Origin of the sequence: Dyadobacter luteus (assembly GCF_003383615.1) — a bacterium.
GTDB classification, from domain to species: domain Bacteria; phylum Bacteroidota; class Bacteroidia; order Cytophagales; family Spirosomataceae; genus Dyadobacter; species Dyadobacter luteus.
The window spans coordinates 227,843-252,423 of record NZ_QNUL01000001.1; the positions used below are offsets into that span (position 1 = coordinate 227,843).

Here is a 24,581-nt window from a genome sequence, read left to right on the forward strand (position 1 = left end):
CACCTCTACCCCCTGCCCATCACCCTAAATTCTTGCAACCATGTTTAAAAACTATCTAAAAATCGCCTGGCGGAATCTTCTGAAAAACCGTGCTTTTTCAGCCATTAATATCACCGGACTGTCCATCGGACTGGCATCATGTATGCTCATCAGTATGTATGTACTGGATGAATTGGGCTTCGACCGCTTCAATGAAAATGCCGATCGTATCGTTCGCGTTACTTTCAAAGGCGATATGAATGGTTCAAAAATTAATGAAGCGCATGTGATGCCCCCCACAGCCTCTACACTGAAATCAGAATATCCCGAAGTACTGGAAGCAACACGGCTTCGACAAGCAGGCGGACAGAAAGTGATTGTTGGTAATAAGCAATACAACGGAGATAACATGTTTTTCTCTGATGCTAACATCTTTCAGGTCTTCACATTGCCGTTGATACAAGGCGATGCTAAAACTGCGCTGATTCAACCTGGTAACGTGGTAATCAGCGAAGAACTAGCCAATAAATACTTTGGAAAAACAGATGTATTGGGCAATGTTATCAAATTTAAAGGATCGGATAAAGCTGCTAAGATTACCGGCGTGATGCACAATATGCCGTCCAACTCACACTTTCATGCCGACCTGCTAATGTCAATGGAAAGTCTTCAGGATTCAAAATCTGATTCATGGATGACATCCGAGTTTTTTACGTATCTACTACTCCGCAAAGGCACCGATTACAAGCAGCTTGAAGCCAAACTTCCGCAAACAGTAGAAAAATACATGGGCCCACAGCTAAAAAAAGCCATGGGCGTAACGATGTCCGAATTTGAGAAAAGTGGTAATCGTTTAATACTGAAACTTCAGCCACTCAGCGATATTCACCTCTTTTCAGATTTTGTATATGACCTTAGTCCGGCCGGCGATATCAGATATGTTTACATTTTTGGAGCCGTCGCAGCTATAATTCTTATCATCGCTTGCATCAACTTCATGAATTTATCGACAGCAAGCTCTTCTAAAAGAGCCCGTGAAGTGGGTGTAAGGAAAGTAATGGGTTCACAGAAAAGCGAGCTGGTTTGGCAATTCCTGATGGAGTCAATCTTACTGACCGCCTTCGCCATGTTGTTGGCCACCATTCTGGCATACACTTGTTTGCCTCTTTTCAATCAACTATCCGGCAAAGATCTTGCTCTTGAAGTACAAACGCTCCCTGTGCTTATTCCATCCTTGCTTGTATTTGGACTACTAGTAGGCATATTCGCGGGAAGTTATCCGGCATTTTTCCTTTCGTCATTTAAGCCAATAACCATTCTGAAAGGTAAATTTATATCTAACAAAAACAGTATCGGTCTCAGAAGCGGTTTGGTTGTCGTTCAGTTTTTCATATCGGTAACACTGATGATCGGCACAACTGTAGTCTATCAGCAGTTAAAATTTATACAAAACAAAAAGCTGGGATATAATAAAGATCAGGTACTCATACTGGACACCTGGGCTCTTGGAACACAGCAAAATACCTTTCGGAACGAGTTATTGCAAAATCCTGCAATCCTTGATGCAAGTTCGTCCTCCTACATTCCGGCAGGTCCTTCTTATAACAACAACTATATGATGTATGCGGATCAGAAAGCAGATGAGCTCGTGAATGGCATCCGTTATGAAGTGGATTATCATTATATCAATACGATGGGTATGGATATAGTTGTCGGAAGAAATTTCTCGGATCATTTCGGTACGGATTCTTCTGCGGTGATTATCAACCAAACTGCGGCCAACATGCTTGGTTTAAAGAATAACCCAATCAATCACACGATCAGTAGGAATGATAATCAGGGTAATAAGGCAACCTATACTATAATTGGAGTTGTAAAAGATTTTCATTTCCGATCCCTTCACGAGAAAATAACGCCGTTGGTAATGACGCTTGGCGGAGAAGCAGGTAATCTGATCGTAAAAGTAAAAACTGACAAACCGGAAAAACTTCTTGGCGAATTGAAATCCGTATGGGCAGGATACAAGACGGAAGAACCATTTTCCTATTCATTCCTCGACCAGCGGTACGATCAAACCTATAAAGCCGAACAACGTACAGGCCAAATCCTGGGTATTTTTACAGGCCTTACCATTTTCGTAGCATGCCTCGGTCTATTCGGACTTGCGACCTTCACAGCCGAACAACGTATCAAGGAGATTGGTGTTCGTAAAGTATTGGGAGCTTCTGTACTTAGCGTGGTAGGCTTACTTTCCAAAGATTTTATCAAACTGGTTCTGATCGCCATCGCATTTGCCCTCCCGGTTGCCTGGCTGATGATGACCAAATGGTTACAAGAGTTTGAATATAAAATCACAGTTGCCTGGTGGATGCTGGCTACGGCTTCATTACTGTCCGTGGTAATAGCCTTATTTACAGTTTCCTTCCAATCCATCAAAGCTGCTTTGACAAATCCCGTCAAAAGCTTAAGATCAGAATAAAAAGTAGCCTTAGGCAAATAACCATAAGCTATTCTATTTGTAAGTAAATGATTAATAGTACATTATAAAATGTAAATAATATAAATTCATTTTTCGCTACTACTTAAAAGAATGAACAAATCGTTTTTTAAAATATTAAAGCGAATCTGGATACTTGGGGGAATAGGATTTACTGGCTGGCTCATTTATTCTATGCAGGCGCATGGGGTTGAGCCAGCCTATTTTCAAAGTAGTAGCAGAGTGGACGTCGAAGAGGAGGATGATTTTATATCGTTTGCCACCAAACAAAAGTCACCGAACATCTTGATTTTCTTTCCCGGCGCTTTGGTGGATGTTGATGCCTATGTTCCTCTTTGCTATCAGTTGGCAGAAAATGGAATTAAAACGTATCTGATCAAAATGCCATGGAGGCAAGCCAAACTTGGTTACAATAAAGTAAAAGATCTGCAAATCCTGGCAGATACATCTCTGACTTACATATTGGCAGGCCACTCTCAGGGTGCAAAAATGGCTGCTCAGTTTGTTTATGAAAATCCAGGATTGATCGACAAAGCTGTTTTGCTGGCAACCACACACCCAAGAGATATTGATCTCTCAAAAAGCTCAACCCGATTTATGAAAATCTATGGAAGCTGTGACGGTGTGGCGAAAGAAAAAGATATTGAAGTCAATAAGATAAAATTACCCGAAAGCACATTTTACAAGAGAATTGAGGGAGCGAATCATTCCCAATTTGGCTATTATGGTTTCCAGTTAGGAGACGAATCCGCAACCATTTCCAGGGAAAAGCAACATCAGATGGCGCTCTCTTCAATTTTACAATTTATAAATGAGCCTTAAATAGCCTCATCATTTAAGGTTCAATTCACCTATTGTTGCAACAAATTCTGTATGCGGAGCCATTGCTTTCACTACACCTTTTCGATCCAATAGTATAAAGTAAGGAGTCTCGCCAATTTTATATCTGTGATTGAAACCATAGGAATCCGGAACAGGAATAAAACCACAATTCCGCTTTGGGATTGCTTCCCGGCATTCATCCTCGGTATTAAGCGTGGTGCCCAATGAAACAATTTCGACACCTTTTTTTCGGTTTTCCTCAATAAAAGAGGAGATTATCTTTGTGCTTGCCAGGGTGTACAGGGGTTTTTCAAACTTTACCCAAAAACAAAGCAACACGTATTTACCCTTAAGTTTATCCGAATTGTATTCAATGCCATCAAGTCCGGTCATTACAAATGGCGGCAGCGTTTCCCCTACCTCAGGCATCAGATCTGAATTCATCATTACAGAACCATCCGGTCTGACATCGCTTGCTTTTTTAACGATCACTTCAAAAGACGAAGGTTTCCCATACTTGTCAAATACCGGCTGGGTGCGATACTTCCCAGGATTGCTCTTCAGCATTTGATCGTAGGTCGCATAAGTGAGCTTTCTTCCGGAGGATTTGTCAATGATAACGGACGAACTGTTCATCACTATTTGCTGACTTACCTTCCCCTTGTAGCTACTAATCTGTGCGTAACCCGTTGTATTGCAGGCAATATAAATTCCCAGAAAAAAAGGGGTAAACATTTTGAAGGACATAAATCTATGTCGGTTTTTTAAAATTGGAAATAATCCAAAAATAATTTTGGAAAAATGCGATCTAAAAATTGATTTTAATCGTTTATATAACTGGAAAGCTCAACCGTTTATTTTAGAAACTCAACATTTTGAAAAGCCTGTATGTTTGAAAGGATTCGTGAGAAGTTGGAGATACTCGCCGACGCTGCAAAGTATGATGTTTCATGCTCCTCCAGTGGAAGTAACAGGAAAAATCATAATAAGGGTCTCGGCGACGCTGAGGGCTCTGGCATATGCCATACATATACAGAGGATGGACGATGTGTTTCCCTCCTCAAAATTTTGTTGACCAATCATTGCATTTATGATTGTGCATTTTGCGTTTCCAGAAAAAGCAATGACGTAAAGCGGGCAGCTTTTACCGTGGATGAAGTGGTTTCCCTCACCATGAATTTCTACAGACGCAATTATATTGAGGGACTTTTCCTGAGTTCCGGAATCTTCAAAAATGGCGATTACACTATGGAGCGTCTTCTGAATATTGTTAAGAAACTCAGAACAGAAGAAAGATTCAACGGTTACATTCATTTAAAAACAATTCCCGGTGCTAGTGCTGAATTGTTGCAGGAAGCAGGTCTTTATGTGGACCGGATGAGTATTAATCTGGAAATGCCGACAGAATTGGGTTTGAAGTTATTGGCTCCTGACAAATCTCATGAAGATGTAAAAGCTCCGCTTGGCTTGATAAAAGATAAAATTCAGCAGCTGAATAATGAAAAAGCGCTGATCAAAAGTACACCCAAATTTGTGCCTGCCGGGCAAAGTACGCAAATGGTCATTGGGGCTACACCTGAATCAGATAAGGAAATCATGCATACAGCGGATCATTATTACAGGAAATTTAATCTGAAACGTGTCTATTATTCGGGTTATATTCCGATCAGTAATGATAATCGTTTACCCATTATAGGAAGTCAACCGCCGCTTATTCGCGAAAACAGGCTGTATCAGACAGACTGGCTCATGCGATTTTATGGTTTCAATATTACAGAAATCCTTAATGATGCGAACCCAAATCTGGATGCCGATATAGATCCGAAACTCAGCTGGGCACTGAGAAATCTGGATCAGTTTCCTGTGGATGTAAATACCGCTGACTATAAACAAATCCTGCGCGTACCGGGGATAGGAGTTACTTCAGCACTGAAAATTGTGCAGTCCCGGAAATTCGGCAGATTATATGAAAATCAATTAAAAAAGATAGGTATCGCCTTTAACCGGGCCAGGCATTTTATCAGATATGCGGATAGCCCACTCCAATTAAAAGAGTTTGAAGGCGGACACATTAAAAATCTGATTCTTTCAGAAAGCACTAGTAAGTATAGCAAACAAGCTACCAATCAGTTATCTCTCTTCTGATGAAATTATATATTTTCGATGGATCGTTTGAGGGGCTGCTTACCGCTGTTTTTGAGAGATATCAACAAAAGGCGGAAAAGGTAAAAATCGTCGATTCAGCCCGGTACATGCCTGATGCTTTCAATGAAGCCTTTTCAGTTGTCAGCAATGATGTCAAAGCAAACCGCGTGTGGAACGGGCTTAGGAAAAAGTTATCCTCATCATGGCTTCACGATATCTACAAAGCTTTCTTATCGGAACAGGCTGAAATGTACCAGTATATCTTTGATTTTATCCGATATGTGTTCGATAATCCGAAAGGGGCTGAAGAAAACTTTGGCAATCCGGTTGTGCTAGCGGTTGCGCAAATGTCACGAAAAGTACATCGGGAAAAACATCGCATGGAAGCCTTCATTCGTTTTCAAGAGACGTCCGATAGGATATTCTACGCGCACATAGAGCCGGATTTCAACGTACTGCCCCTTATTTCAGACCATTTCAAAAAACGTTATGCCGATCAGAAGTGGATCATTTATGACCTGAAAAGAAAGTATGGTCTCTATTATGATTTGGAAAAAGTAGAGGAAATCACTTTTGATTTTTCTCAGGAGATGTCTCCGGCTCTAAACACCCTGCCCGCAAGTGTACTGGACGAAAAAGAAGAACTTTATTCTATTCTGTGGAAAGACTATTTCCGAAGCATCAATATTCCGGCGCGGAAAAATATGAAGTTACACATTCAACATGTACCGCGCCGGTATTGGAAATATTTGTCTGAAAAACAGACGTTTTAAATGTTGGTCTATAATTTTTAGTACTAGATATTACGTACCTACGGCACTTCTGTTCTCTTGGATTAATATGGTTCTACCGAAATTATATCCCTAACGGGATTTAGGTTTCGTCAATCTGGAATAAAATTGGGGCTTTTACAAATCCCGGAGGGATGAAATTTCGGCAGATGCAAAGCCAATACCCGCATGAAAAAAATGCCGTAGGCATGCAACGCGATTGCTACATACCTACGGCACTTCTTTCGTCATATCATTTAATGGCATCGGTATTCCGATTTTTACCTAAGGGCAAACATCAATTTCCAATTACTTGATCTTACTATCAAGCCAGGAAGCCCGAAACTTTTTCATTTCCTCGGTAACCGGTAAACCCAGCTCTTCGTTGGTTTTAACAATTAAACGGGGATTTTCTTTGAGAGTCAACACAGCCGATTGAACAATCCCTCTATGACTGAATTCTATAGAGATCTGATCCTCGGGCTTGTGTTCGGCAAGAATTTTATCCAAATCTGTTTTGTTGACAGTCTTTTTCCCATCAACGGATATAATCAAATCATCCACATCGAGCCCTGACTGATACAACGGCGTATCAAATCGGGTACCACTTATTATTCTCAAACCAGCATCTGTATATTCAAGAGGCGTATCTGCCCACCACGCCTGACCAGGAAATTCTTTAACCAACTCAAAACCTGCTTTTTTCAGTAAAGGTGCATAATTAAATGATTCAGTGCCATTTACATACTTTTTAAAGAATGATGCTGCAAACCCCTGATCCTTTGATACCTGCGCCAATACCTTTTCCAGATCTGATATTACATACGGCTTCTCTGGCTTTCCATATTGCTGCCACAATGCTTTCATATAAGTATCCAGAGAGAGTCCGCGAGCCCTGAGTTCCAGATCCAACGCCAATGCGATGGATGCACCATATGGATAGTAGGATGTATAGGTATTGGCATAGTTGGTCTTGTCAACAGCCACGCCAGCATCTACAAATATAGCCTGATTACTAGCCTGGGCCGGCGATACACGCTTTGCTCCTGCTGTATTTTCCTTCGTATTGATCAGTGAACTTGTAGTGGACAGAAAACTGGGAAGCGTTATGAAGTCTGCTCTTTTCATGATCAGTCCGCCGTAATATTGCGTAAAGCCTTCAGCAAACCATAGTTCATGGCTCATGTTACTTTTTTCATAATTAAACGGCTCCAGACTTTTGGGTCTGAGACGTTCCACATTCCAGGCATGAAAAAACTCATGGGCATATACGCCAAGCAGATTGTCAGCACCATCAAATTGAGCAGGGCGATTAATAACAGTGCTGTTTCGATGCTCCATTCCATCACCTTTTACATATGGATTTACGCTGGCGATAAATATGTACTTACCATAATCAAACGCAGGTAATTCTCCGAAAACAGGTAACGTTTCCTCTGTAATTTTCTTGACTTTACCCGCAAATTCCGTCACCAGTACATCAGGGCCGTCCGCTTCCAGCGCCAATTCAAATTGGTAAGATTTGGTATCCGGATTTTTCAAGGTCCATTCTTTTACTTTAAGCTCTCCGATTTTAACAGGGGAATCCATCAGATACTGGAGATCCGGAGCCGAAAATTTCGTCTTATCAGATGAAGGTTTCAGTTGCGTTGCGATTTGCCAGTTTTTCCCGGCAGGGATTTGAAACTTCACATCAATAGGAGCTTTTTCAAGACCTTTTATCCAAAGGTAGGTAGCAGGTGCATTGAGCTGCATACTGGTTGCATCAATTCCAGCATAGGTTCCGTCAGGGTGATTAGCGTATAAGGTGTACTCAATTTTCACAAAACCGGTTAGTCCTGCAACTTTATAAATGTCACCATCCAGCCTTATTACCTCCAGAGCCTTTCCTGATTTATCAAACGCTTTGACGTCATATACATTCTTGCCATACTCGTGCGTTGCATATCTGCCCGGAGAAGATCTGCTCATTCTTGCAACCAACTCCTTTTGAGAAAAATCACTTACTTCCAAAGCAACGTGCGCTTCGTGATGCGCAGCATTGGGAAAGGATATATTATAAGACAATTTTTGCGCTTCGGTAAGATAAGGAAGCAGGCATAATGATGCCAGAATTAAATTTCTCTTCATGAATTAATGTTATGAATAAGGTAAGTGCAAAAACTGCTGGTTTAAGATAGTTTTAACTAATATTACAGTCAGAAATTGTTAATTCAAAAATAGCAGCACATTGTTTTTAAGAAAATATATTGACGCGGATTTTCCAGCTTTACAAAGTTGGGTCACTGACCCTGATCTCTTGTTCCGTTTTGCCAGCTACAACTGGGCTTTCCCATTGTCTTTTGATGAGGTCAAAGCTTATCAGGACTCACATCCCAACAAACAATCCTACATTCTTTGTGATGATTCGGAAAAACCTCTAGCGTTCGCTGAACTTATTACAAAAGAAGCTCATGCGCCACGCTTGGGGAGGTTACTAGTAGGCGGAGCGGAGAACCGGGGAAAAGGAATAGGTACTCAATTGATCAATTTGACGATTGAGGAATTTAGGAAAACAAATACAGAACCATATATACACCTGTTTGTTTTTGAAGATAATGTGGACGCTATAAGGTGTTATGAGCGGATAGGTTTCAGATTCAAAGAAAATGTGACCCTGGTGATAAAAGCTCCGGACGGAACAGAACACAATTCTTTACTGATGACCCTCGATCTCTAATAATTTCTGACACTTTATGAATACAAAAAGATTGGGACGAAATATTCTTTACCTACTCGTTTTATTGGCTAACATCGGCTGTGATCAGGTATCTAAAACGATTGTGCGGCAGCAGCTTACTGATAATGAAATAATCAGTATTATAAGAAATTATTTTATTCTGACAAAAGTAGAAAATGCCGGTGCATTTCTAAGTATAGGGAGTGCCCTCCCCGATCTGTTGAAGTTTATTCTTCTGTCTATTATTCCACTTTTTGCTTTAAGTTATGGCATAGTATATCTGTTTACCAGAAAACACCTGACTAAACTAAGCGCAATTGCGTTAAGCTTTGCTATTGGGGGCGGAATCGGTAATATTTATGATCGGATTATCCATGGTTCGGTAACGGATTTCCTTCATATCGACCTTGGTTTTTTCCAAACAGGAATCTTCAATATGGCAGATGTATCAATTTCTGTCGCGTTGATACTTTTTGTTTTACAGAATTATTTAAGAGAGAAAAAGAAGCGATCAATGATTAATGGTTAATCGTTGCATCTTTACCGTGCAGACCGGCTTTCGCCGTTCAGACCGGGAAAAGAAAAGGGCTCCTGAGAGCCCTTTATCAATAATATTCAGGTATAACAACTTACACACCTACAGACTTGCGAATAATATTCAGTGCTGAACCAGCTTTAAACCATTCGATTTGCTGAGCATTGTATGTATGATTCACAGGGAATTCGTCAGTTGTTCCATCATTGTGATGAAGCACAATAGTCAATGGTTCTCCTTCAGCGAAAGTTTCCAGTCCTACGATATCAATGGTATCATCTTCCTGAATTTTCTCATAGTCAGATGGATTTGCGAAGGTAAGCGCAAGCATGCCCTGTTTTTTCAGGTTCGTTTCGTGAATACGGGCAAATGATTTTACCAGAATAGCACGTACACCAAGGAAACGAGGCTCCATAGCTGCATGTTCACGTGATGAACCTTCGCCATAGTTTTCGTCACCCACAACAATCGTTCCGATTCCATGCGCCTTGTAATCACGCTGAACATCCGGAACGCCAGCATACTGGTTATTGAGCTGGTTTTTGATGCTGTTCGTTTTCTCATTATAGAAATTAAGTGCACCGATCAGCATATTATTGGAAATATTATCCAAATGACCTCTGTACTTCAGCCATGGACCAGCCATAGAAATGTGGTCAGTAGTACATTTTCCTTTTGCTTTAATAAGCAACTTCAGGCCTTTCAAATCAGTACCTTCCCATTCCGCAAACGGTTCCAGCAGTTGCAAGCGATCTGACGTTGGATTCACAATCACCTGAACCGTGCTACCATCTTCAGCAGGAGCCTGGTAACCTGCATCCTCCACTGCAAAACCTTTGGCAGGTAATTCAAACCCGGTTGGTTCATCCAGCATCACTTCTTCCCCATCCGTATTTACCAGCTTGTCAACGCGTGGATCAAATGTAAGCCGACCTGCAATAGCCAAAGCAGTTACAATTTCCGGTGACGCAACGAATGAGTGCGTATTAGGATTACCATCTGCACGTTTCGAAAAGTTACGGTTGAAGGAGGTAATAATCGAGTTTTTCTCCTGCTTCTCAGCCCCGTGTCGTGCCCATTGCCCGATACATGGACCGCATGCGTTAGCCAGTACAACCCCACCTATCTGTGCAAAAGTATCAAGGAATCCATCTCTGTCTACCGTGTAACGAACCTGTTCAGAACCAGGGGTAATTGTATACTCAGATGTAACTTTCAATTTTTTATCAACTGCTTGTTGTGCCAGCGAAGCAGCACGACTTACGTCCTCGTAAGAAGAGTTCGTACATGAGCCTATAAGTCCCACAGAAAGCACTTCAGGCCATCCATTTTCTCTTACAGCAGTAGCAAATTTAGAAAGCGGCCATGCCAGATCCGGAGTAAATGGTCCGTTCACATGAGGCTCCAGAGTGGATAAATCAAGCTCAATTAACTGATCGTAGTACAATGCCGGATCAGCATACACTTCATCATCAGAACGTAAATATTCCCTAACCGCATCGGCAGCTTCAGCAACATCAGCTCGATCAGTAGCTTTCAGGTAAGCGGCACTTCTTTCATCATAAGCGAAGATTGAAGTTGTAGCTCCAATTTCCGCCCCCATATTACAGATTGTCCCTTTACCAGTTGCAGAAAGACTTTCGGCACCTTCACCAAAATACTCTACCACATAGCCTGTACCACCTTTTACGGTTAGCTGACCAGCCACCCAAAGAATAACGTCCTTGGCAGCTGTCCATCCGCTGAGTTTCCCCGTTAGTTTTACACCGATCAGACGTGGCATTTTAAGTTCCCACGCAAGCCCGGACATCACGTCGCTCGCATCAGCGCCGCCTACACCAATCGCGATCATACCCAGGCCACCCGCGTTAGGCGTGTGGGAGTCAGTACCGATCATCATGCCACCAGGAAACGCGTAGTTTTCCAAAACAACCTGATGAATAATACCAGCTCCTGCTTTCCAGAAGCCTAAGCCATATTTATCGGATACAGATGACAGAAAATCGTAAACTTCTTTGTTTTTATCCTCAGCATTTTTCAAATCCTGAACTGCTCCTACTTCAGCCTGGATCAGGTGATCGCAGTGAACTGTAGATGGAACAGCAACCTGCGGACGTCCAGCCTGCATAAACTGCAGCAAAGCCATCTGCGCCGTTGCGTCCTGCATAGCCACGCGGTCGGGAGCAAAATCAACATAGGATTTTCCCCTCTCGTGAATCTGAGTGGGATTGCCTTCCCACAAATGAGAATAGAGAATTTTTTCGGATAAGGTGAGCGGACGGCCTACAACTTTACGGGCAGCTTCTACTCTCTCTTGCATTCGGGCATATACGCCCTTAATCATATCTAAGTCAAACGCCATAGTAATTAAAATTAATGTCTATACATTCCACTTATCAAAAACTGAACCACCAGCGGGGATCCGGTGCCAGTATATTTGGGATGTTCGCCGATATGGAAGAAAAACCGTCGAACATCCCAAACTTTTATTATCTGCTCAGCTGCTTTGTAGGAGGAGCAAACTTAGTAAGATCAATACCAACAACAGCTGCCTTGTATTCCTCTACGCTTGGAATTCTGCCAAGTATAGCTGACAATACAACAACTGGCGTGGATGCCAAGAGTGACTCTCCTTTTTTACGCTCTGAATCTTCAACAACTCTTCCCTGGAAAAGACGGGTTGAAGTTGCCAAAACAGTGTCCCCTTTGGCCGCTTTTTCCTGGTTACCCATACAAAGGTTACAACCAGGACGCTCCAGATACATCATATTTTCGTATTCCGTACGCGCTACCACTTTCGGAGCTTTGTCATCGAATTCAAAGCCTGAGTATTTTTGCAATACATCCCAGTCTCCTTCATTTTTAAGCTCTTCAACAATATTATAAGTAGGAGCAGCCACTACCAGCGGTGCATGGAATTCCACCTTGCCCTGTTGTTCTTCCAGGTTCTTAAGCATCTGAGAAACAATCTTCAAATCTCCTTTGTGAACCATACAAGAACCTACGAATCCAAGGTCAACTTTTTTATCTTCGCCGTAGTAAGAAATCGGACGAATTGTATCGTGCGTGTAACGCTTCGAAACTTCTTTGTTGTTTACATCCGGATCAGCAATCATCGGCTCAACAATTACGTCAAGATCAATCACCACTTCCGCATAGTACTTCGCGTTTGCATCTGGTACCAAAGCAGGTTTCTCACCGGATTTAATTTCAGTGATACGCTTATCAGCCTTATTGATCAATCCCTGAAGTACTTGTTTAGCATTATCCATGCCCTTATCGATCATGATCTGGATTCTGCCCTTTGCAATTTCAAGTGATTCGATCAGCGTATCGTCTTCAGAAATATTGATAGAAGCTTTCGCTTTCATCTCAGCCGTCCAGTCAGTGAATGTAAATGCCTGGTCAGCAGGAAGTGTTCCGATGTGCACTTCAATGATTCTTCCCTGAAATACGTTTTCTCCACCAAACTGCTGAAGCATTTGCGCTTGTGTAGCATGAACCACGTCACGGAAATCCATGTGGTCTTTCATGTCCCCTTTGAACGTCACCTTCACAGATTCAGGAATTGGCATAGACGCCTCACCCGTAGCCAGCGCCAATGCAACCGTTCCCGAGTCAGCACCGAAGGCAACACCTTTCGACATCCTTGTGTGCGAATCACCGCCGATGATAATTGCCCACTCGTCGATCGTAATATCATTCAGAACCTTGTGAATTACGTCCGTCATGGAGTGGTATTCACCTTTCGGGTCACGAGCTGTGATCAAACCGAAGTCGTTCATGAACTTCATCAGTTTTGGAATATTAGCCTGCGCTTTTTTATCCCAGACAGATGCTGTATGACAACCTGACTGATAGGCACCATCAACGATTGGAGAAATAATTGTGGCAGCCATGGATTCCAGCTCCTGGGCAGTCATTAAACCGGTAGTATCCTGAGAACCTACGATATTAACTTCTACACGAACATCAGAACCAGCATGCAGGACTTTGCCTGGCGTGATACCAACCGCGTTTTTGTTAAATATTTTCTCAACCGCTGTAAGTCCCTGTCCTTCGTTAGAAATCTCTTTTGAAGGAGCAAATACAAGGGTAGGCTCAATACCTAAAATCTTAGCCGCAATTGTCTGGATTTTCTTACCAAATACAATTGCATAAGATCCACCTGCTTTTATAAACTCTTTCTTTTGAGGAGTAAGTGCTTTTGAAATATCGATCAGCTCCTGCTCGCCATTATAAAGTTTCTTTGTCTTCGTATTGATGGTAAGAACAGTACCCGTAGCAACAGAGTAAACCTCTTCCAAAATCGGATCACCATTTTCATTGCGAACAGTATTACCTTCCGCATCTACCTTTTTCACCCAGTTTTTCAAATCAATACCGATACCACCTGTCACGTCGACTGTAGTAAGGAAAATAGGTGAAATACCATTGGTTCCCCCAACGATCGGAGCGATGTTTACAAATGGAATGTATTGACTTGCCTGCTTGCCAGTCCAAAGCGCCACGTTGTTCACACCTGACATCCTTGACGACCCTACGCCCATAGTACCTTTTTCAGCGATCAGCATCACGCTCTTGTCAGGATGCTCTGCCTGCAAAGCTTTAATCTCTGCCTGCGCCTGAGGTGTGATCATGCACAAACCGTGCAATTCACGGTCAGAACGCGAATGCGCCTGATTGCCCGGAGAAAGTAAATCTGTTGAGATATCTCCCTCCCCAGCAATAAACGTTACAATTTTTATTTCTTCAGCAACTTCAGGCAGCTTCGTAAAGAACTCCGCCTTAGCATAGCTTTCAAGAATTTCCCTTGCAATCGGGTTTTCATTTTTGAACGCCTCCTTCAGACGGTCCGTATCTGCATCATATAAGAAAACCTGCGTTTTTAGAACTTCTGCAGCTTCTTTTGCGATGGCTAAATCATCTCCCAAAGCAAGATCCAGCAACACTTCAATCGATGGGCCACCTTTCATATGAGACAACAATACCAGTGCATAAGCTGGCGATATTTCTTCAACCACAGATTCTCCCAGAATGATCTCCTTAAGGAATCTTGCTTTTACGCCCGCAGCACTTGTTGTTCCCGGTAAAGTATTGTAAATGAAAAAATTAAGAGAATCGGCGCGGTACTCGTTAGCTGTATCCTTAATTTGCGCTATAATCTCCGTTAGTAATTCAGCACCGTCAATTGGCTTAGGGTGAAGCCCTTGTGCTTTTCTTTCTTCAATTTCCTTGATGTAATCCTGATAAATATTCATAATAGAAGTCTTTTCGATGTTAAAGGTTGTCCAACTACTTTACGGGCCACTACTGCCCGCTCTGGCATGTGGGTACATAAACCCTTAATCATGTCTAAGTTTAAAGCCATAGTAATTAATCAATAATGGGATTATCTGTGTCATTAAATCGTGCGAAAATACGAAATTACCAAATGTCAAATCGTCTTCTATACGTAATTCACCTTATTTAGTATTATTATGAACTAGAAGACATATAAATAACCATTGTCACCTACTTTTGGTTTCTTCGTATAGTATTCAAATGTTACTAAAATAGGACGGCAAAAACGGGGTTGAACCCACCCTTCTGAATAGTTTTATACGTTACCTTTTAAGAAGTACTTTGATTTTTTGCTTGTTTCTGCCCTATATTTGGACATCCAAAGTGCTACCCGGTATACTAAATAGAATATTATGTCTAAAAATCTGGTGATCGTTGAGTCACCTGCCAAAGCCAAAACCATTGAAAATTATTTGGGCGCTGACTTCACTGTCAAGTCAAGTTTTGGTCACGTTCGTGACCTGCCAGAGCATGACATGGGCGTCGATGTAGAGAATGGTTTTCAGCCATCTTACGAGATTTCCGCCGACAAGGTGAAAGTCATTTCCGAACTCAAAAAGCTTGCGAAAGATGCGGAGGTTTGGCTGGCAACGGATGATGACCGTGAAGGAGAAGCTATTTCCTGGCACTTGAAGGAAGCATTAGGGCTGCCGGACGATACCAAAAGAATTGTTTTTCGTGAGATCACGAAAACTGCTTTGCAAAACGCTATTCAGAAGCCCCGTATCATTGACGTTGATCTGGTAGATGCGCAACAGGCTCGTCGTATTCTGGATCGCCTGGTTGGATACGAACTATCTCCGGTACTTTGGAAAAAAATCAGAATCGGAAAATCTAATCTTTCTGCGGGAAGGGTTCAATCGGTAGCTGTACGTATTATAGTAGAGCGTGAAAGAGAGATAGACTCTTTCAATAGTAAGGGGAGCTTTAAGGTTACCGCGCATTTCAATCTGGGTAATGGGCGCGTATTGAATGCGGAACTTCCCAAGAATTTTGCAGTTGAATTGGATGCAATGACCTTTCTGGAAAAATGCATCGGTGCAGAATTTTCAATTAAAAATCTTGAAGTAAAACCAGCTAAAAAATCCCCGGCTCCGCCATTTACTACTTCTACATTACAGCAGGAAGCGTCCAGAAAACTCAGCTTTTCTGTATCCCAAACCATGACAGTCGCTCAGCGCCTGTATGAAGCCGGGAAAATTTCCTATATGCGTACCGACTCGACCAACTTATCTGAAGAAGCTCTGCAAAAAGCGCAAACTCAGATTGTGAATGAATACGGTCAGGAATATTATTTCAAAAGGGTTTTCAAAACCAAGAGCGAATCTGCTCAGGAGGCTCACGAAGCCATACGACCAACCGACTTCCATACACTAGTCGGAAGCAGCGACAGAAATGAGCAGCGCTTATATGAATTGATCTGGAAACGAGCTATTGCTTCCCAGATGTCGGATGCTCAGCTCGAAAGAACAACTGCAACCATTGGCATTTCTATGACTTCGGAAGAGCTTGTAGCTCAGGGTGAAGTAATTAAGTTTGAAGGATTTCTGAAAGTATACCTGGAATCCAGCGATGATGAAGGCGACGAAGAGCAAAAAGGAATGCTTCCTCCTCTGAACATCGGTCAGATTCTCAGCCTTGCAGATATGAAGGCAACTGAACGTTTTACAAGAAATCCGCCGCGCTACACGGAAGCCAGTCTTGTAAAAAAACTGGAAGAGATGGGGATTGGCCGTCCTTCTACCTACGCGCCAACCATATCTACTATATTAAGAAGAGAATATGTAGTCAAAGAAGACCGTCCGGGTATTGAACGCGAATACCGCGAGATGACATTAGCTTCAGATAAGATTGTAAGTAAAGTAAACAAAGAAATATACGGCTCGGAAAAATCTAAACTATTCCCGACAAGTACAGGAATGGTTGTGAACGATTTCCTTGTCAATAACTTTGAAGGAATTGTCGATTATTCTTTCACGGCGAACGTTGAAAAAGACTTTGATCATATTGCTGACGGTTCACTTTCGTGGCAGCAAATGATCAAAAACTTCTACACTCCTTTTCAGAAACGTGTTTCGGAAGTGAAGGAAGAGGAATTTGACAGAAGTCTGACCTCCCGCGAATTAGGGGAAGATCCTGCAACAGGCAAAAAAGTAACGGTACGGATCGGGAAATATGGCCCTTATGTTCAGATCGGTGACGCCGAGGATGAAGACAAACCGAAGTTTGCGAGTCTGAAAAAAGGCCAGCTTATGGAAAATATTACGCTGGAAGAAGCTTTTGAATTATTCAAACTTCCACGTACTGTCGGACTTTTTGAGGATTCAGACATGGTTGTGAGTATTGGTAAATTTGGTCCGTACGTAAAACATGGAGGCAAATACTATTCGCTTGCCAAAGATGACGATCCGATGGCCGTTACAGATGATCGATTGATTGAAATTATTGAGGCCAAACGCATCGCCGACAGCAATAAGACGATCAAGGAATTCGCTGAAAATGAAAATGCGAAGGTATTGAACGGACGATATGGCCCTTACGTAGCTTTTGAAAAAAGGAATCTAAAGATACCGAAAGGAACAGAACCTGCGAGCCTTACGTACGAAGATGTATTAAAGCTGGCGGCAGAGCAGCCTGAAAAACCGGCGGGTCGCGGATTCAGAAAAGCAGCTCCAAAATCTGAGGCTCCTGCAAAGGAAGCTGCACCTAAAAAAGCGGCTGCCAAGAAAACCACTACCAAAAAGCCGGCAGCTAAAAAAGCAGCAAAAAAGGATTAAAATATCGAATTGCCACGGATGCACGAGTAAGCACGAAAGTTTAAAAAACCTTTAAACTAAATTTGTGTTTCCTTCGTGCATCCGTGGCATATTTATTAAACCTGAAATTTCTTAGCGCTCTTTGCGCTTTTCTTTTTTTACTTTGTGTAAAATTTTCACGGTGACCAATTTTTAATCCATGCAAAAACTTGTCGTTCTTACCGGAGCAGGCATTAGTGCAGAAAGCGGGATCAGCACTTTTCGCGACAACGGCGGATTATGGGATAATTACAGGATTGAAGACGTAGCTACTCCGGAGGCATGGGCGAGGAATCAGGAACTTGTTCTTGATTTTTATAACCAGAGAAGAAAACAGGCACAATCGGTAAAACCAAATACGGCTCACCAGGCATTGGTAGAATTGGAGCAGTATTTCGATGTTACGATCATCACGCAAAACGTTGATAATCTGCACGAGCTTGCCGGCTCGTCCAAAGTGGTACATTTGCATGGTGAACTGTTCAAGTCCAGAAGTACAGCTAATCCGGAATTGGTTTATGACATGGATTCCTGGGAATTGAAGACCGGCGACTTATGCGAATTGGGCAGCCAGCTCAGGCCGCATATTGTATGGTTCGGGGAGGAGGTTCCGATGATGGAAACCGCCATGGACATTGTGGAAGACGCGGATATATTTGTGGTAATCGGTACCTCGCTGGCTGTATATCCGGCGGCAGGACTAGTCAGTTACGTAAGACAAAACAAGCCCATTTTCCTGATAGATCCGGCCAAACCAGATATCAGATTTAAACCGACTATGACCTTCATTCAGGAAAAAGCCACAGTAGGAATGAGTGTTTTGAAGGAAAAGTTGGAAGGATATAAATAGAAAGGAATCGTCAAGATTGGTCAGGAATGGTCAGGTTTAGTCATGCGGTAGTCAGGGATTTTCAAGTAGTTTTTAAAAGTGGACATAAATTGTAAGAAGTTGCCGAGAACTCTTCCACTATAAATGACTCTACCTGACAATAAACGACCATAACATAACCACCGATGACAACCTTTGACTAAAAATGACGAATCCTGACAATCTCTGACCATAATTGATGATAACCCTTGACTACAAATGACCAGATCAATATAGAATACAACATTTAAAATAAATAACGACAATAAATACGATGCAATTACTAGACGGAAAAGCGATATCGTCCCAAATCAAATCTGAAATTAAAGCTGAGGTAGAAACCTGGGTAGCTGGTGGAGGTAAAAAACCCCATTTGGCGGCTATATTGGTAGGTCAGGATGGTGCGAGTGAAACTTATGTAGCTTCCAAAATCCGTAGCTGCGAAGAAATCGGATTCACTTCTACCCTTCTCAAATTCGACGCAACTATCAGTGAGGCGGAATTGCTGGAAGCTGTGGCTTCGCTGAACAACAATGCGGATGTGGACGGATTCATCGTTCAGCTTCCGTTGCCAAAGCATATTTCCGAAAACACCATTATGGAAGCTGTCGATCCTAAAAAGGATGTTGACGGATTTCACCCTATTAATGTGGGCAGAATGTGTAAAGGTTTACCTGCTTATATTTCCGCAACACCTTTCGGAATACTGGAGATGTTGATCCGTGCAGGTGTTGAAACCAGCGGAAAACATTGTGTGGTTATCGGTCGCAGTCAGATCGTTGGATTGCCAATGAGCATTCTGATGCAGCGCAATGACTATCCGGGCAACTGTACGGTGACAATAACCCACAGCAAAACGTCAAATCTGAAAGAAGTTTGTCAATCAGCAGATATTCTGATTGCCGCATTAGGCCGACCGGAATTCGTTACAGCGGACTATGTAAAAGAGGGAGCAGTGGTAATTGACGTGGGTATCAGCCGCGTGGAAGATGCGAGCAAGAAAAGTGGTTTCGCAATTAAAGGTGATGTCAACTTTGCTGACGTAGCACCTAAAAGCAGCTATATCACTCCGGTACCTGGAGGTGTTGGATTAATGACAATTTGTGGTTTGTTGACAAATACTTTAAAGGCGGCACGGAAAGAGATTTACGGGTAGTTTGTTTCTATATTTCAACTAATACACTAGTTTTACCGCGGTTTGTGTCCCCACAAACCGCTTTTTTTGCTAATACATATTGAATTAGAACCCAAGTAAATCCGACACGTAGACAAGCTTATCATACACTTCATGCAAAATCAATTTTTGTTTTTCTTCAGTGCATTGGGAGGATTTAACGCCTTATTACTTTCATTATACTTTGCGGTTCAGGCCAGGAAAAAGAACACATCTAATTATTTTTTATCAGCATTATTATTTGTGCTTAGTATTAGAATTATAAAATCTGTATTCTTCTACTTCAATCCTCAATTAGGAAATATATTTATACAAATCGGGCTTTCTGCCTGTATTTTGATAGGGCCGTTCTTGTTTCTATATTTAAAATCATCCGTTAAAGAGAAAAAAGTCAATTGGTCAATTCACTTTTTTTCGTATCTGACCCTGATTACCACTTTAGGAATTGTTTATCCCTATGTAGAAAATCGTCAAATCTGGGTGTGGATCGTATGGGCAATCTACGCCCAATGGTTAGCATATATAATCGTTGCTTATAAATTCATACATCCCATTTTGCTAAAAATAAAAGGAAAAGAAAGTCTGAAAAAGATAGATATATGGTTGTTGAGTATTTACCTGGGAGTGACAATTATATGGATAGCGTATTATACTGCCAATTACACTTCGTACATTGTAGGGGCATTGTCATTCAGCTTTATATTATACCTGATTGCGTTGTTGCTGATCTTCAGAAATAACAACGAGCCGGCCTTCTTTCAGGAAAAAGAAAAATACAAAAACAAACTCATTCCACTGGAAACACAGGAGCATATTGACCTGAAGCTATCCATCATTGCTGATCGCGAACTATTCGTAAATCCTAATTTCACACTTGAAGATGCAGCAAAGGAGCTAAAGGTAACGAAGCACATACTTTCCCAATATCTGAATGAAAAATTAGGAAAGTCTTTCTCAAATCTTATCAATGAGTACAGGATAGAGAAAGCAAAGGAATTGCTGAGAAATGAAAAGAGCCATACTGTAGAGAGTATTGGATATGACAGCGGATTTAATTCCAAATCCACTTTCTTTACAACTTTCAAAAAGGTGACAGGCCTAACCCCAACCGAATACCAGAAAAATCATTCAAAATGAGTTCAATTTTATAAATCCGAACTCCAAAACCGTAAACCAAAACCCTCCACACCTGCTGTAACCACATATTTGCAGACATTCAAAAAAGCAAATATGTACAAATCATTTTCAAAGTTTCGGTTAATGCTATGGATGAGCATTGGTTTTTTCTTATCCTCTATCTCAGTCTTTTCGCAAAACAAAATTCTGTTTGTAGTTTCTAATCAGGATTACTACGGAAAATCTCAGATCAGAACCGCCAATCATTTTGGTGAAATTGTGGTACCTTATGAAATGTTCACCAAGTCCGGATACACTGTTGACTTTGTAAGTCCAAATGGTGGTGCTGTTCCAATCGGCTATATAAATGCTTCCGACAGTACTCATAAAAAATATCTCTACGATACTTTTTTTATGAACAAACTCAAAACAACCATGTTACCAAACAAAATTGTTGCCGGAGATTACAGTGCAATTTTTTATGGTGGTGGCGGAGCAGCCATGTTTGGTATTGCAGAAAACAAAGACATTCAAAATCTGGCAAAGCAAATCTACTTTAAAAATGGAATAATCGCGGCTATTTGCCACGGCACCGCGGGACTGGCTTATTTAAAAGACAAAAATGGAAAATCGATTTATCGTGGCAAAAAAATAACCGGCTTTGCTGATAAATTTGAAGATAAGCAAGAGGAATATTACAAAACATTTCCTTTTACTATTGACGAAGCGATCAGAAAAAACGAAGGTAATTTTGTACACACAGATAAATTAGGAGAAGGTTTTTACGTAGTAGACGAACGGTTTGTAACGGGTCAGGACCCAAGTTCTGCACTGAAAATGACTGAAGAGATTATTACGCTCATTGAAAAAAGTAATTCAGCTATACATTCAGCAAATACTAAAAACTTGGATAAAGTATTTGCTGAATGGGATGATAATATATATAAGCCAGGAGTTGCCGCAGGATTGTTGAAAGATGGAAAAATTGTTTACCTGAAAGGCTTTGGAAATGCTGATGTAAGCCGGGAAGTACCTGTTAATGCAGATACTAAATTTCAAATAGGTGCCATGTCAAAGCAATTCACAGCATTTGCAATTCTTCTACTGGAAGAACAAGGAAAATTGTCATTATCCGATGATGTGCGTAAATATATCCCTCAGCTTCCGGATTATAAGCAAACCATTACAATAAAACATTTATTAAGTCAGTCGAGCGGTCTGCATGACATTATGGCAATAAAAGAAATCGCAGGTTGGCGAGAAAAGGATGTTTTCACACAGAAGGATGCATTGGGTTTGATTTTCCGGCAAAAGGAATTAGATTTTATCCCTGGAACAAAATTCTCTCAAACTTCTTCCGGAATTATTCTACTGACGGAGGTAATCAAAACTGTGACAGGTCAAACACTTGCTGCATTTTCTCAGGAACATATTTTCCAACCATTGGGATTGGTAAATACTTTTTTCCATGACGACAATGAAATGATTACTCCGGATATTGCCTTCTCCTATCAGGTCACCAAAAATAGTTTGAAACATAATCCGATCAACTATTCTATTGTGGGCACCACCAATCTATACACTTCGGCAGCGGATTTGAGCCGCTGGTATCTCAATTTTGAAAACCCCAAAGTAGGCAGTAGAAAACTGATTGAAAAACTAACGACTCCTGTGACATTAAATGATGGCACAACCACTTTCAATCCAACCGCAGGAAGACTTTTATACGGCCAGCAATACCTTCACGCAGAGCGCGGAGTTCCTAAAATATGGACATACGGTCTGGAAGGTGGCTATGCCAGCAATATTTTCATATTCCCCAATCAAAAAATAATATCTTTTGTACTCGGAAATAATAACAGGTATAATGGTGGTCTGGCTATGAATATGGCTGCTGAAGTACTAGGTGATATTTTCCCTGAACCTCCCAGCATCGACTTTAGTAAGTTGCAGACAGTTAAAATTCCTTCGCAACAACTCAGCGCCTTCGCAGGTAATTACTGGGATAATGAGAGAGCATCCGGACTTAGGTTCTATGTAAAAAATGACACTTTACGTTTTCAAGTATTAAATAGTGTGAATGAAAGCTCACTGGTTCCTATTGATGAAAATATCTTTCAAATGGTAATCGATAGCGACGATGTGATCAAGTTCAGATTTCGTAAAGAAGGAAATAATTTAAAAATGATTTATACTTCCGGAGAAAGTGATGACCATGTATACGAACGCTACACCTCTACAGTATATTCAGAAGCTGATCTGAAAGATTTTACTGGTACCTACTACTGCGAGTCAATAAACGCCACTTATAATTTATCAGAAACAAACAATACTATAATTACAAGCAGCAGAGCCCAAAATAACATCGAATTTTGCGCTATAAAGCCCGACTTGTTTCTGAGCAAGAATAGAAATTTAGGAAGTATTAAATTTGTCCGGGACCAGAATAATAAGATCACTGGTTTTTCTGTCAATTCTGATAGGATCAGGAATCTGCACTTTGAAAAAATAACGATATAGCCTCAAAATATGTAGAATTAAAAAAAATATAAGTAGAATATTATCAACCTGTTAGAACCTTTAAGGTATCTGTAAAAAGTTAAAATCACCATGGACTGTAAGCTCATGGTGATTTTACAAATAATGCTTCTTCAAATAATGCTTAATCTTTTCCCTATCTGTTGTTGTATTCTTCTTTAGCTTAACATCATCCATTGTTAACCACTTCAGAAACGCGATTGTGGTTGGGATAATGGTGATAAGCACAATTCACATGAGCTACCGGATTTATATATTAGCAACAACATTTATGCGTTTCCAATAAGTCAGACTTGGTTCAACTTTATTTCAACCGCTCCAGTTTACCCTTCCTCTTGACCAAATTCTTATAATCCCATTGAATATCCCTCGCCTTTGTAAGCCATCCGTGCAATGCCGGAATATCTACTTGTTCAAGCGAAGTATAACGCTTTTCCGCTGCTTTAAACTTTCCTTCAGTTTTCAATTCTTCCTCTTCAAAACTTTGTCCGCTCCAGAATAGAAGCCGGACACTGTCTTTGAGTTTACTGTATCCGGCAACAGGATTCCCATTCAAAAACCAAACCGGATGTGCATGCCAGATTTTATTCTCGGCTTCCGGTAATAGGTTGTCTATTTCCGTGGCCAGCAAATCACAAATACGTTTATCCTCTTGCGACAGTGTACTGTTATATTCAGCTATTTCCTTCTTCATTTTATCAGAAGTTAGTTTCTCCAAAATTCACTTTCCCACTCACCTGATAAGCACCTTTGGCTTTATATTCTTTTTTGTAGATAGCTACACTACTGCACAAACAGTGCCGCAAATTGATTTCTGTGTCCTTCATCTTATCCCATATCTCAGAACTAACATACCTGGCCAGGGTCAGGTGCAAATCAGGAAGCTTAGTAACTTTACCACCAATAGCAGTCATAAATTCCTTATTAAAATCTTTGATCGCTTCACTATTCGCTATGCCCAGCTTCAAAGTCAATCCTCCTCTGCCCGGAAAATAGCCCAGCTCAGAAAATTCAATTAAAAGTGGTTGTTGAGTAGAAAGAAAGTTACGGATTGCCATTGTAACTCTCTCATCATTTTCCGGACAAACTACGCCATCAATCGACACATGCGAGAGTTTAGTTAGCTGAGAAGGCTTCACGCCCAAGTCAGTGAGCAAGCGGTATATATCGGCGATCTCTGTAAGACCAGCTTCGTCAGGCAACAAAACAGGATAATATTCACAACGAACAGGAACCGCTCCAAAAAGATCAGTCTGACCAAAATCTACACCCGCCATTTA

At 41.3% G+C, this 24,581-nt stretch carries 17 protein-coding genes; 11 read left to right on the forward strand and 6 right to left on the reverse strand.

Annotation, left to right across the window (positions count from 1 at the left end; genetic code table 11):
• The first annotated feature begins 40 nt into the window (after positions 1–40).
• On the forward strand, positions 41–2,458 hold the full coding sequence (locus DSL64_RS00940; protein ID WP_115828759.1) for an ABC transporter permease: 2,418 nt from the start codon (positions 41–43) through the stop codon (positions 2,456–2,458).
• Between the two features lie 111 nt (positions 2,459–2,569).
• A complete protein-coding gene (locus tag DSL64_RS00945) occupies positions 2,570–3,298 on the forward strand; it encodes an alpha/beta hydrolase (RefSeq protein WP_115828760.1) in 729 nt (242 codons plus the stop codon).
• A 9-nt stretch (positions 3,299–3,307) separates the two neighbouring features.
• On the opposite strand, the gene DSL64_RS00950 is transcribed toward DSL64_RS00945, so the two are convergent.
• Entirely contained in the window at positions 3,308–4,033 is a 726-nt protein-coding gene (locus DSL64_RS00950) for a TlpA family protein disulfide reductase (RefSeq protein ID WP_229216908.1), read from the reverse strand.
• A 153-nt stretch (positions 4,034–4,186) separates the two neighbouring features.
• Here DSL64_RS00950 and DSL64_RS00955 point away from each other — a divergent pair, with 153 nt between their 5' ends.
• Both DSL64_RS00955 and DSL64_RS00960 read left to right on the forward strand, forming a co-directional pair.
• Positions 4,187–5,443: a putative DNA modification/repair radical SAM protein gene (locus DSL64_RS00955; RefSeq protein ID WP_115828762.1), complete on the forward strand. Its 1,257-nt coding sequence runs from the start codon at positions 4,187–4,189 to the stop codon at positions 5,441–5,443.
• The gene (locus DSL64_RS00960) at positions 5,443–6,216 is read left to right on the forward strand and encodes a TIGR03915 family putative DNA repair protein (RefSeq protein ID WP_115828763.1); all 774 of its coding nucleotides are present in this window, start codon (positions 5,443–5,445) and stop codon (positions 6,214–6,216) included. Before DSL64_RS00955 ends, DSL64_RS00960 begins: the two co-directional genes overlap by 1 nt.
• 306 nt (positions 6,217–6,522) lie before the next feature.
• On the opposite strand, the gene DSL64_RS00965 is transcribed toward DSL64_RS00960, so the two are convergent.
• Positions 6,523–8,343, reverse strand: a complete 1,821-nt coding sequence (locus tag DSL64_RS00965) for a M61 family metallopeptidase (RefSeq protein WP_115828764.1) — start codon at positions 8,341–8,343, stop codon at positions 6,523–6,525.
• A 100-nt stretch (positions 8,344–8,443) separates the two neighbouring features.
• On the opposite strand from DSL64_RS00965, the gene DSL64_RS00970 reads away from it, so the two are divergent.
• The gene (locus DSL64_RS00970) at positions 8,444–8,932 is read left to right on the forward strand and encodes a GNAT family N-acetyltransferase (RefSeq protein WP_115828765.1); all 489 of its coding nucleotides are present in this window, start codon (positions 8,444–8,446) and stop codon (positions 8,930–8,932) included.
• A 16-nt stretch (positions 8,933–8,948) separates the two neighbouring features.
• Positions 8,949–9,461, forward strand: coding sequence for a signal peptidase II (lspA, locus tag DSL64_RS00975; protein WP_115828766.1), 513 nt, complete (start codon positions 8,949–8,951; stop codon positions 9,459–9,461).
• 100 nt (positions 9,462–9,561) lie between these two features.
• On the opposite strand, the gene DSL64_RS00980 is transcribed toward lspA, so the two are convergent.
• Positions 9,562–11,829: an aconitate hydratase gene (locus tag DSL64_RS00980; RefSeq protein WP_115828767.1), complete on the reverse strand. Its 2,268-nt coding sequence runs from the start codon at positions 11,827–11,829 to the stop codon at positions 9,562–9,564.
• A 127-nt stretch (positions 11,830–11,956) separates the two neighbouring features.
• On the reverse strand, positions 11,957–14,728 hold the full coding sequence (locus tag DSL64_RS00985) for a bifunctional aconitate hydratase 2/2-methylisocitrate dehydratase (RefSeq protein WP_115828768.1): 2,772 nt from the start codon (positions 14,726–14,728) through the stop codon (positions 11,957–11,959).
• 435 nt (positions 14,729–15,163) lie between these two features.
• Between DSL64_RS00985 and topA the strand changes: the two genes are divergently transcribed.
• From topA to DSL64_RS01010, 5 genes are all read left to right on the forward strand, one after another.
• On the forward strand, positions 15,164–17,587 hold the full coding sequence (gene topA / locus DSL64_RS00990) for a type I DNA topoisomerase (protein WP_115828769.1): 2,424 nt from the start codon (positions 15,164–15,166) through the stop codon (positions 17,585–17,587).
• Between the two features lie 178 nt (positions 17,588–17,765).
• Positions 17,766–18,455: an SIR2 family NAD-dependent protein deacylase gene (locus DSL64_RS00995; protein ID WP_115828770.1), complete on the forward strand. Its 690-nt coding sequence runs from the start codon at positions 17,766–17,768 to the stop codon at positions 18,453–18,455.
• Positions 18,456–18,747: 292 nt separating this feature from the next.
• The gene (locus DSL64_RS01000) at positions 18,748–19,629 is read left to right on the forward strand and encodes a bifunctional 5,10-methylenetetrahydrofolate dehydrogenase/5,10-methenyltetrahydrofolate cyclohydrolase (RefSeq protein ID WP_115828771.1); all 882 of its coding nucleotides are present in this window, start codon (positions 18,748–18,750) and stop codon (positions 19,627–19,629) included.
• A gap of 573 nt (positions 19,630–20,202) precedes the next feature.
• The gene (locus tag DSL64_RS28875) at positions 20,203–20,784 is read left to right on the forward strand and encodes a helix-turn-helix domain-containing protein (protein ID WP_158547835.1); all 582 of its coding nucleotides are present in this window, start codon (positions 20,203–20,205) and stop codon (positions 20,782–20,784) included.
• Positions 20,785–20,877: 93 nt separating this feature from the next.
• Positions 20,878–23,283: a serine hydrolase gene (locus tag DSL64_RS01010; protein ID WP_115828773.1), complete on the forward strand. Its 2,406-nt coding sequence runs from the start codon at positions 20,878–20,880 to the stop codon at positions 23,281–23,283.
• Positions 23,284–23,605: 322 nt separating this feature from the next.
• On the opposite strand, the gene DSL64_RS01015 is transcribed toward DSL64_RS01010, so the two are convergent.
• Both DSL64_RS01015 and DSL64_RS01020 read right to left on the reverse strand, forming a co-directional pair.
• Positions 23,606–23,995 (reverse strand): DUF1801 domain-containing protein, encoded by a 390-nt coding sequence (locus tag DSL64_RS01015; protein ID WP_115828774.1) that lies wholly within the window; start codon positions 23,993–23,995, stop codon positions 23,606–23,608.
• Positions 23,996–23,999: 4 nt separating this feature from the next.
• Positions 24,000–24,578 (reverse strand): 2'-5' RNA ligase family protein, encoded by a 579-nt coding sequence (locus DSL64_RS01020; protein WP_115828775.1) that lies wholly within the window; start codon positions 24,576–24,578, stop codon positions 24,000–24,002.
• Positions 24,579–24,581: the final 3 nt, after the last annotated feature.

Excerpts from the sequence above, each read along its gene's own strand:
- DSL64_RS00940 (WP_115828759.1), top strand. The coding sequence starts at position 41 with ATGTTTAAAAACTATCTAAAAATCGCCTGGCGGAATCTTCTGAAAAAC.
- DSL64_RS00945 (WP_115828760.1), top strand. The coding sequence starts at position 2,570 with ATGAACAAATCGTTTTTTAAAATATTAAAGCGAATCTGGATACTTGGG.
- DSL64_RS00950 (WP_229216908.1), bottom strand. The coding sequence starts at position 4,033 with ATGTTTACCCCTTTTTTTCTGGGAATTTATATTGCCTGCAATACAACG.
- DSL64_RS00955 (WP_115828762.1), top strand. The coding sequence starts at position 4,187 with ATGTTTGAAAGGATTCGTGAGAAGTTGGAGATACTCGCCGACGCTGCA.
- DSL64_RS00960 (WP_115828763.1), top strand. The coding sequence starts at position 5,443 with ATGAAATTATATATTTTCGATGGATCGTTTGAGGGGCTGCTTACCGCT.
- DSL64_RS00965 (WP_115828764.1), bottom strand. The coding sequence starts at position 8,343 with ATGAAGAGAAATTTAATTCTGGCATCATTATGCCTGCTTCCTTATCTT.
- lspA (WP_115828766.1), top strand. The coding sequence starts at position 8,949 with ATGAATACAAAAAGATTGGGACGAAATATTCTTTACCTACTCGTTTTA.
- DSL64_RS00980 (WP_115828767.1), bottom strand. The coding sequence starts at position 11,829 with ATGGCGTTTGACTTAGATATGATTAAGGGCGTATATGCCCGAATGCAA.
- DSL64_RS00985 (WP_115828768.1), bottom strand. The coding sequence starts at position 14,728 with ATGAATATTTATCAGGATTACATCAAGGAAATTGAAGAAAGAAAAGCA.
- topA (WP_115828769.1), top strand. The coding sequence starts at position 15,164 with ATGTCTAAAAATCTGGTGATCGTTGAGTCACCTGCCAAAGCCAAAACC.
- DSL64_RS00995 (WP_115828770.1), top strand. The coding sequence starts at position 17,766 with ATGCAAAAACTTGTCGTTCTTACCGGAGCAGGCATTAGTGCAGAAAGC.
- DSL64_RS01000 (WP_115828771.1), top strand. The coding sequence starts at position 18,748 with ATGCAATTACTAGACGGAAAAGCGATATCGTCCCAAATCAAATCTGAA.
- DSL64_RS01010 (WP_115828773.1), top strand. The coding sequence starts at position 20,878 with ATGTACAAATCATTTTCAAAGTTTCGGTTAATGCTATGGATGAGCATT.
- DSL64_RS01015 (WP_115828774.1), bottom strand. The coding sequence starts at position 23,995 with ATGAAGAAGGAAATAGCTGAATATAACAGTACACTGTCGCAAGAGGAT.
- DSL64_RS01020 (WP_115828775.1), bottom strand. The coding sequence starts at position 24,578 with ATGGCGGGTGTAGATTTTGGTCAGACTGATCTTTTTGGAGCGGTTCCT.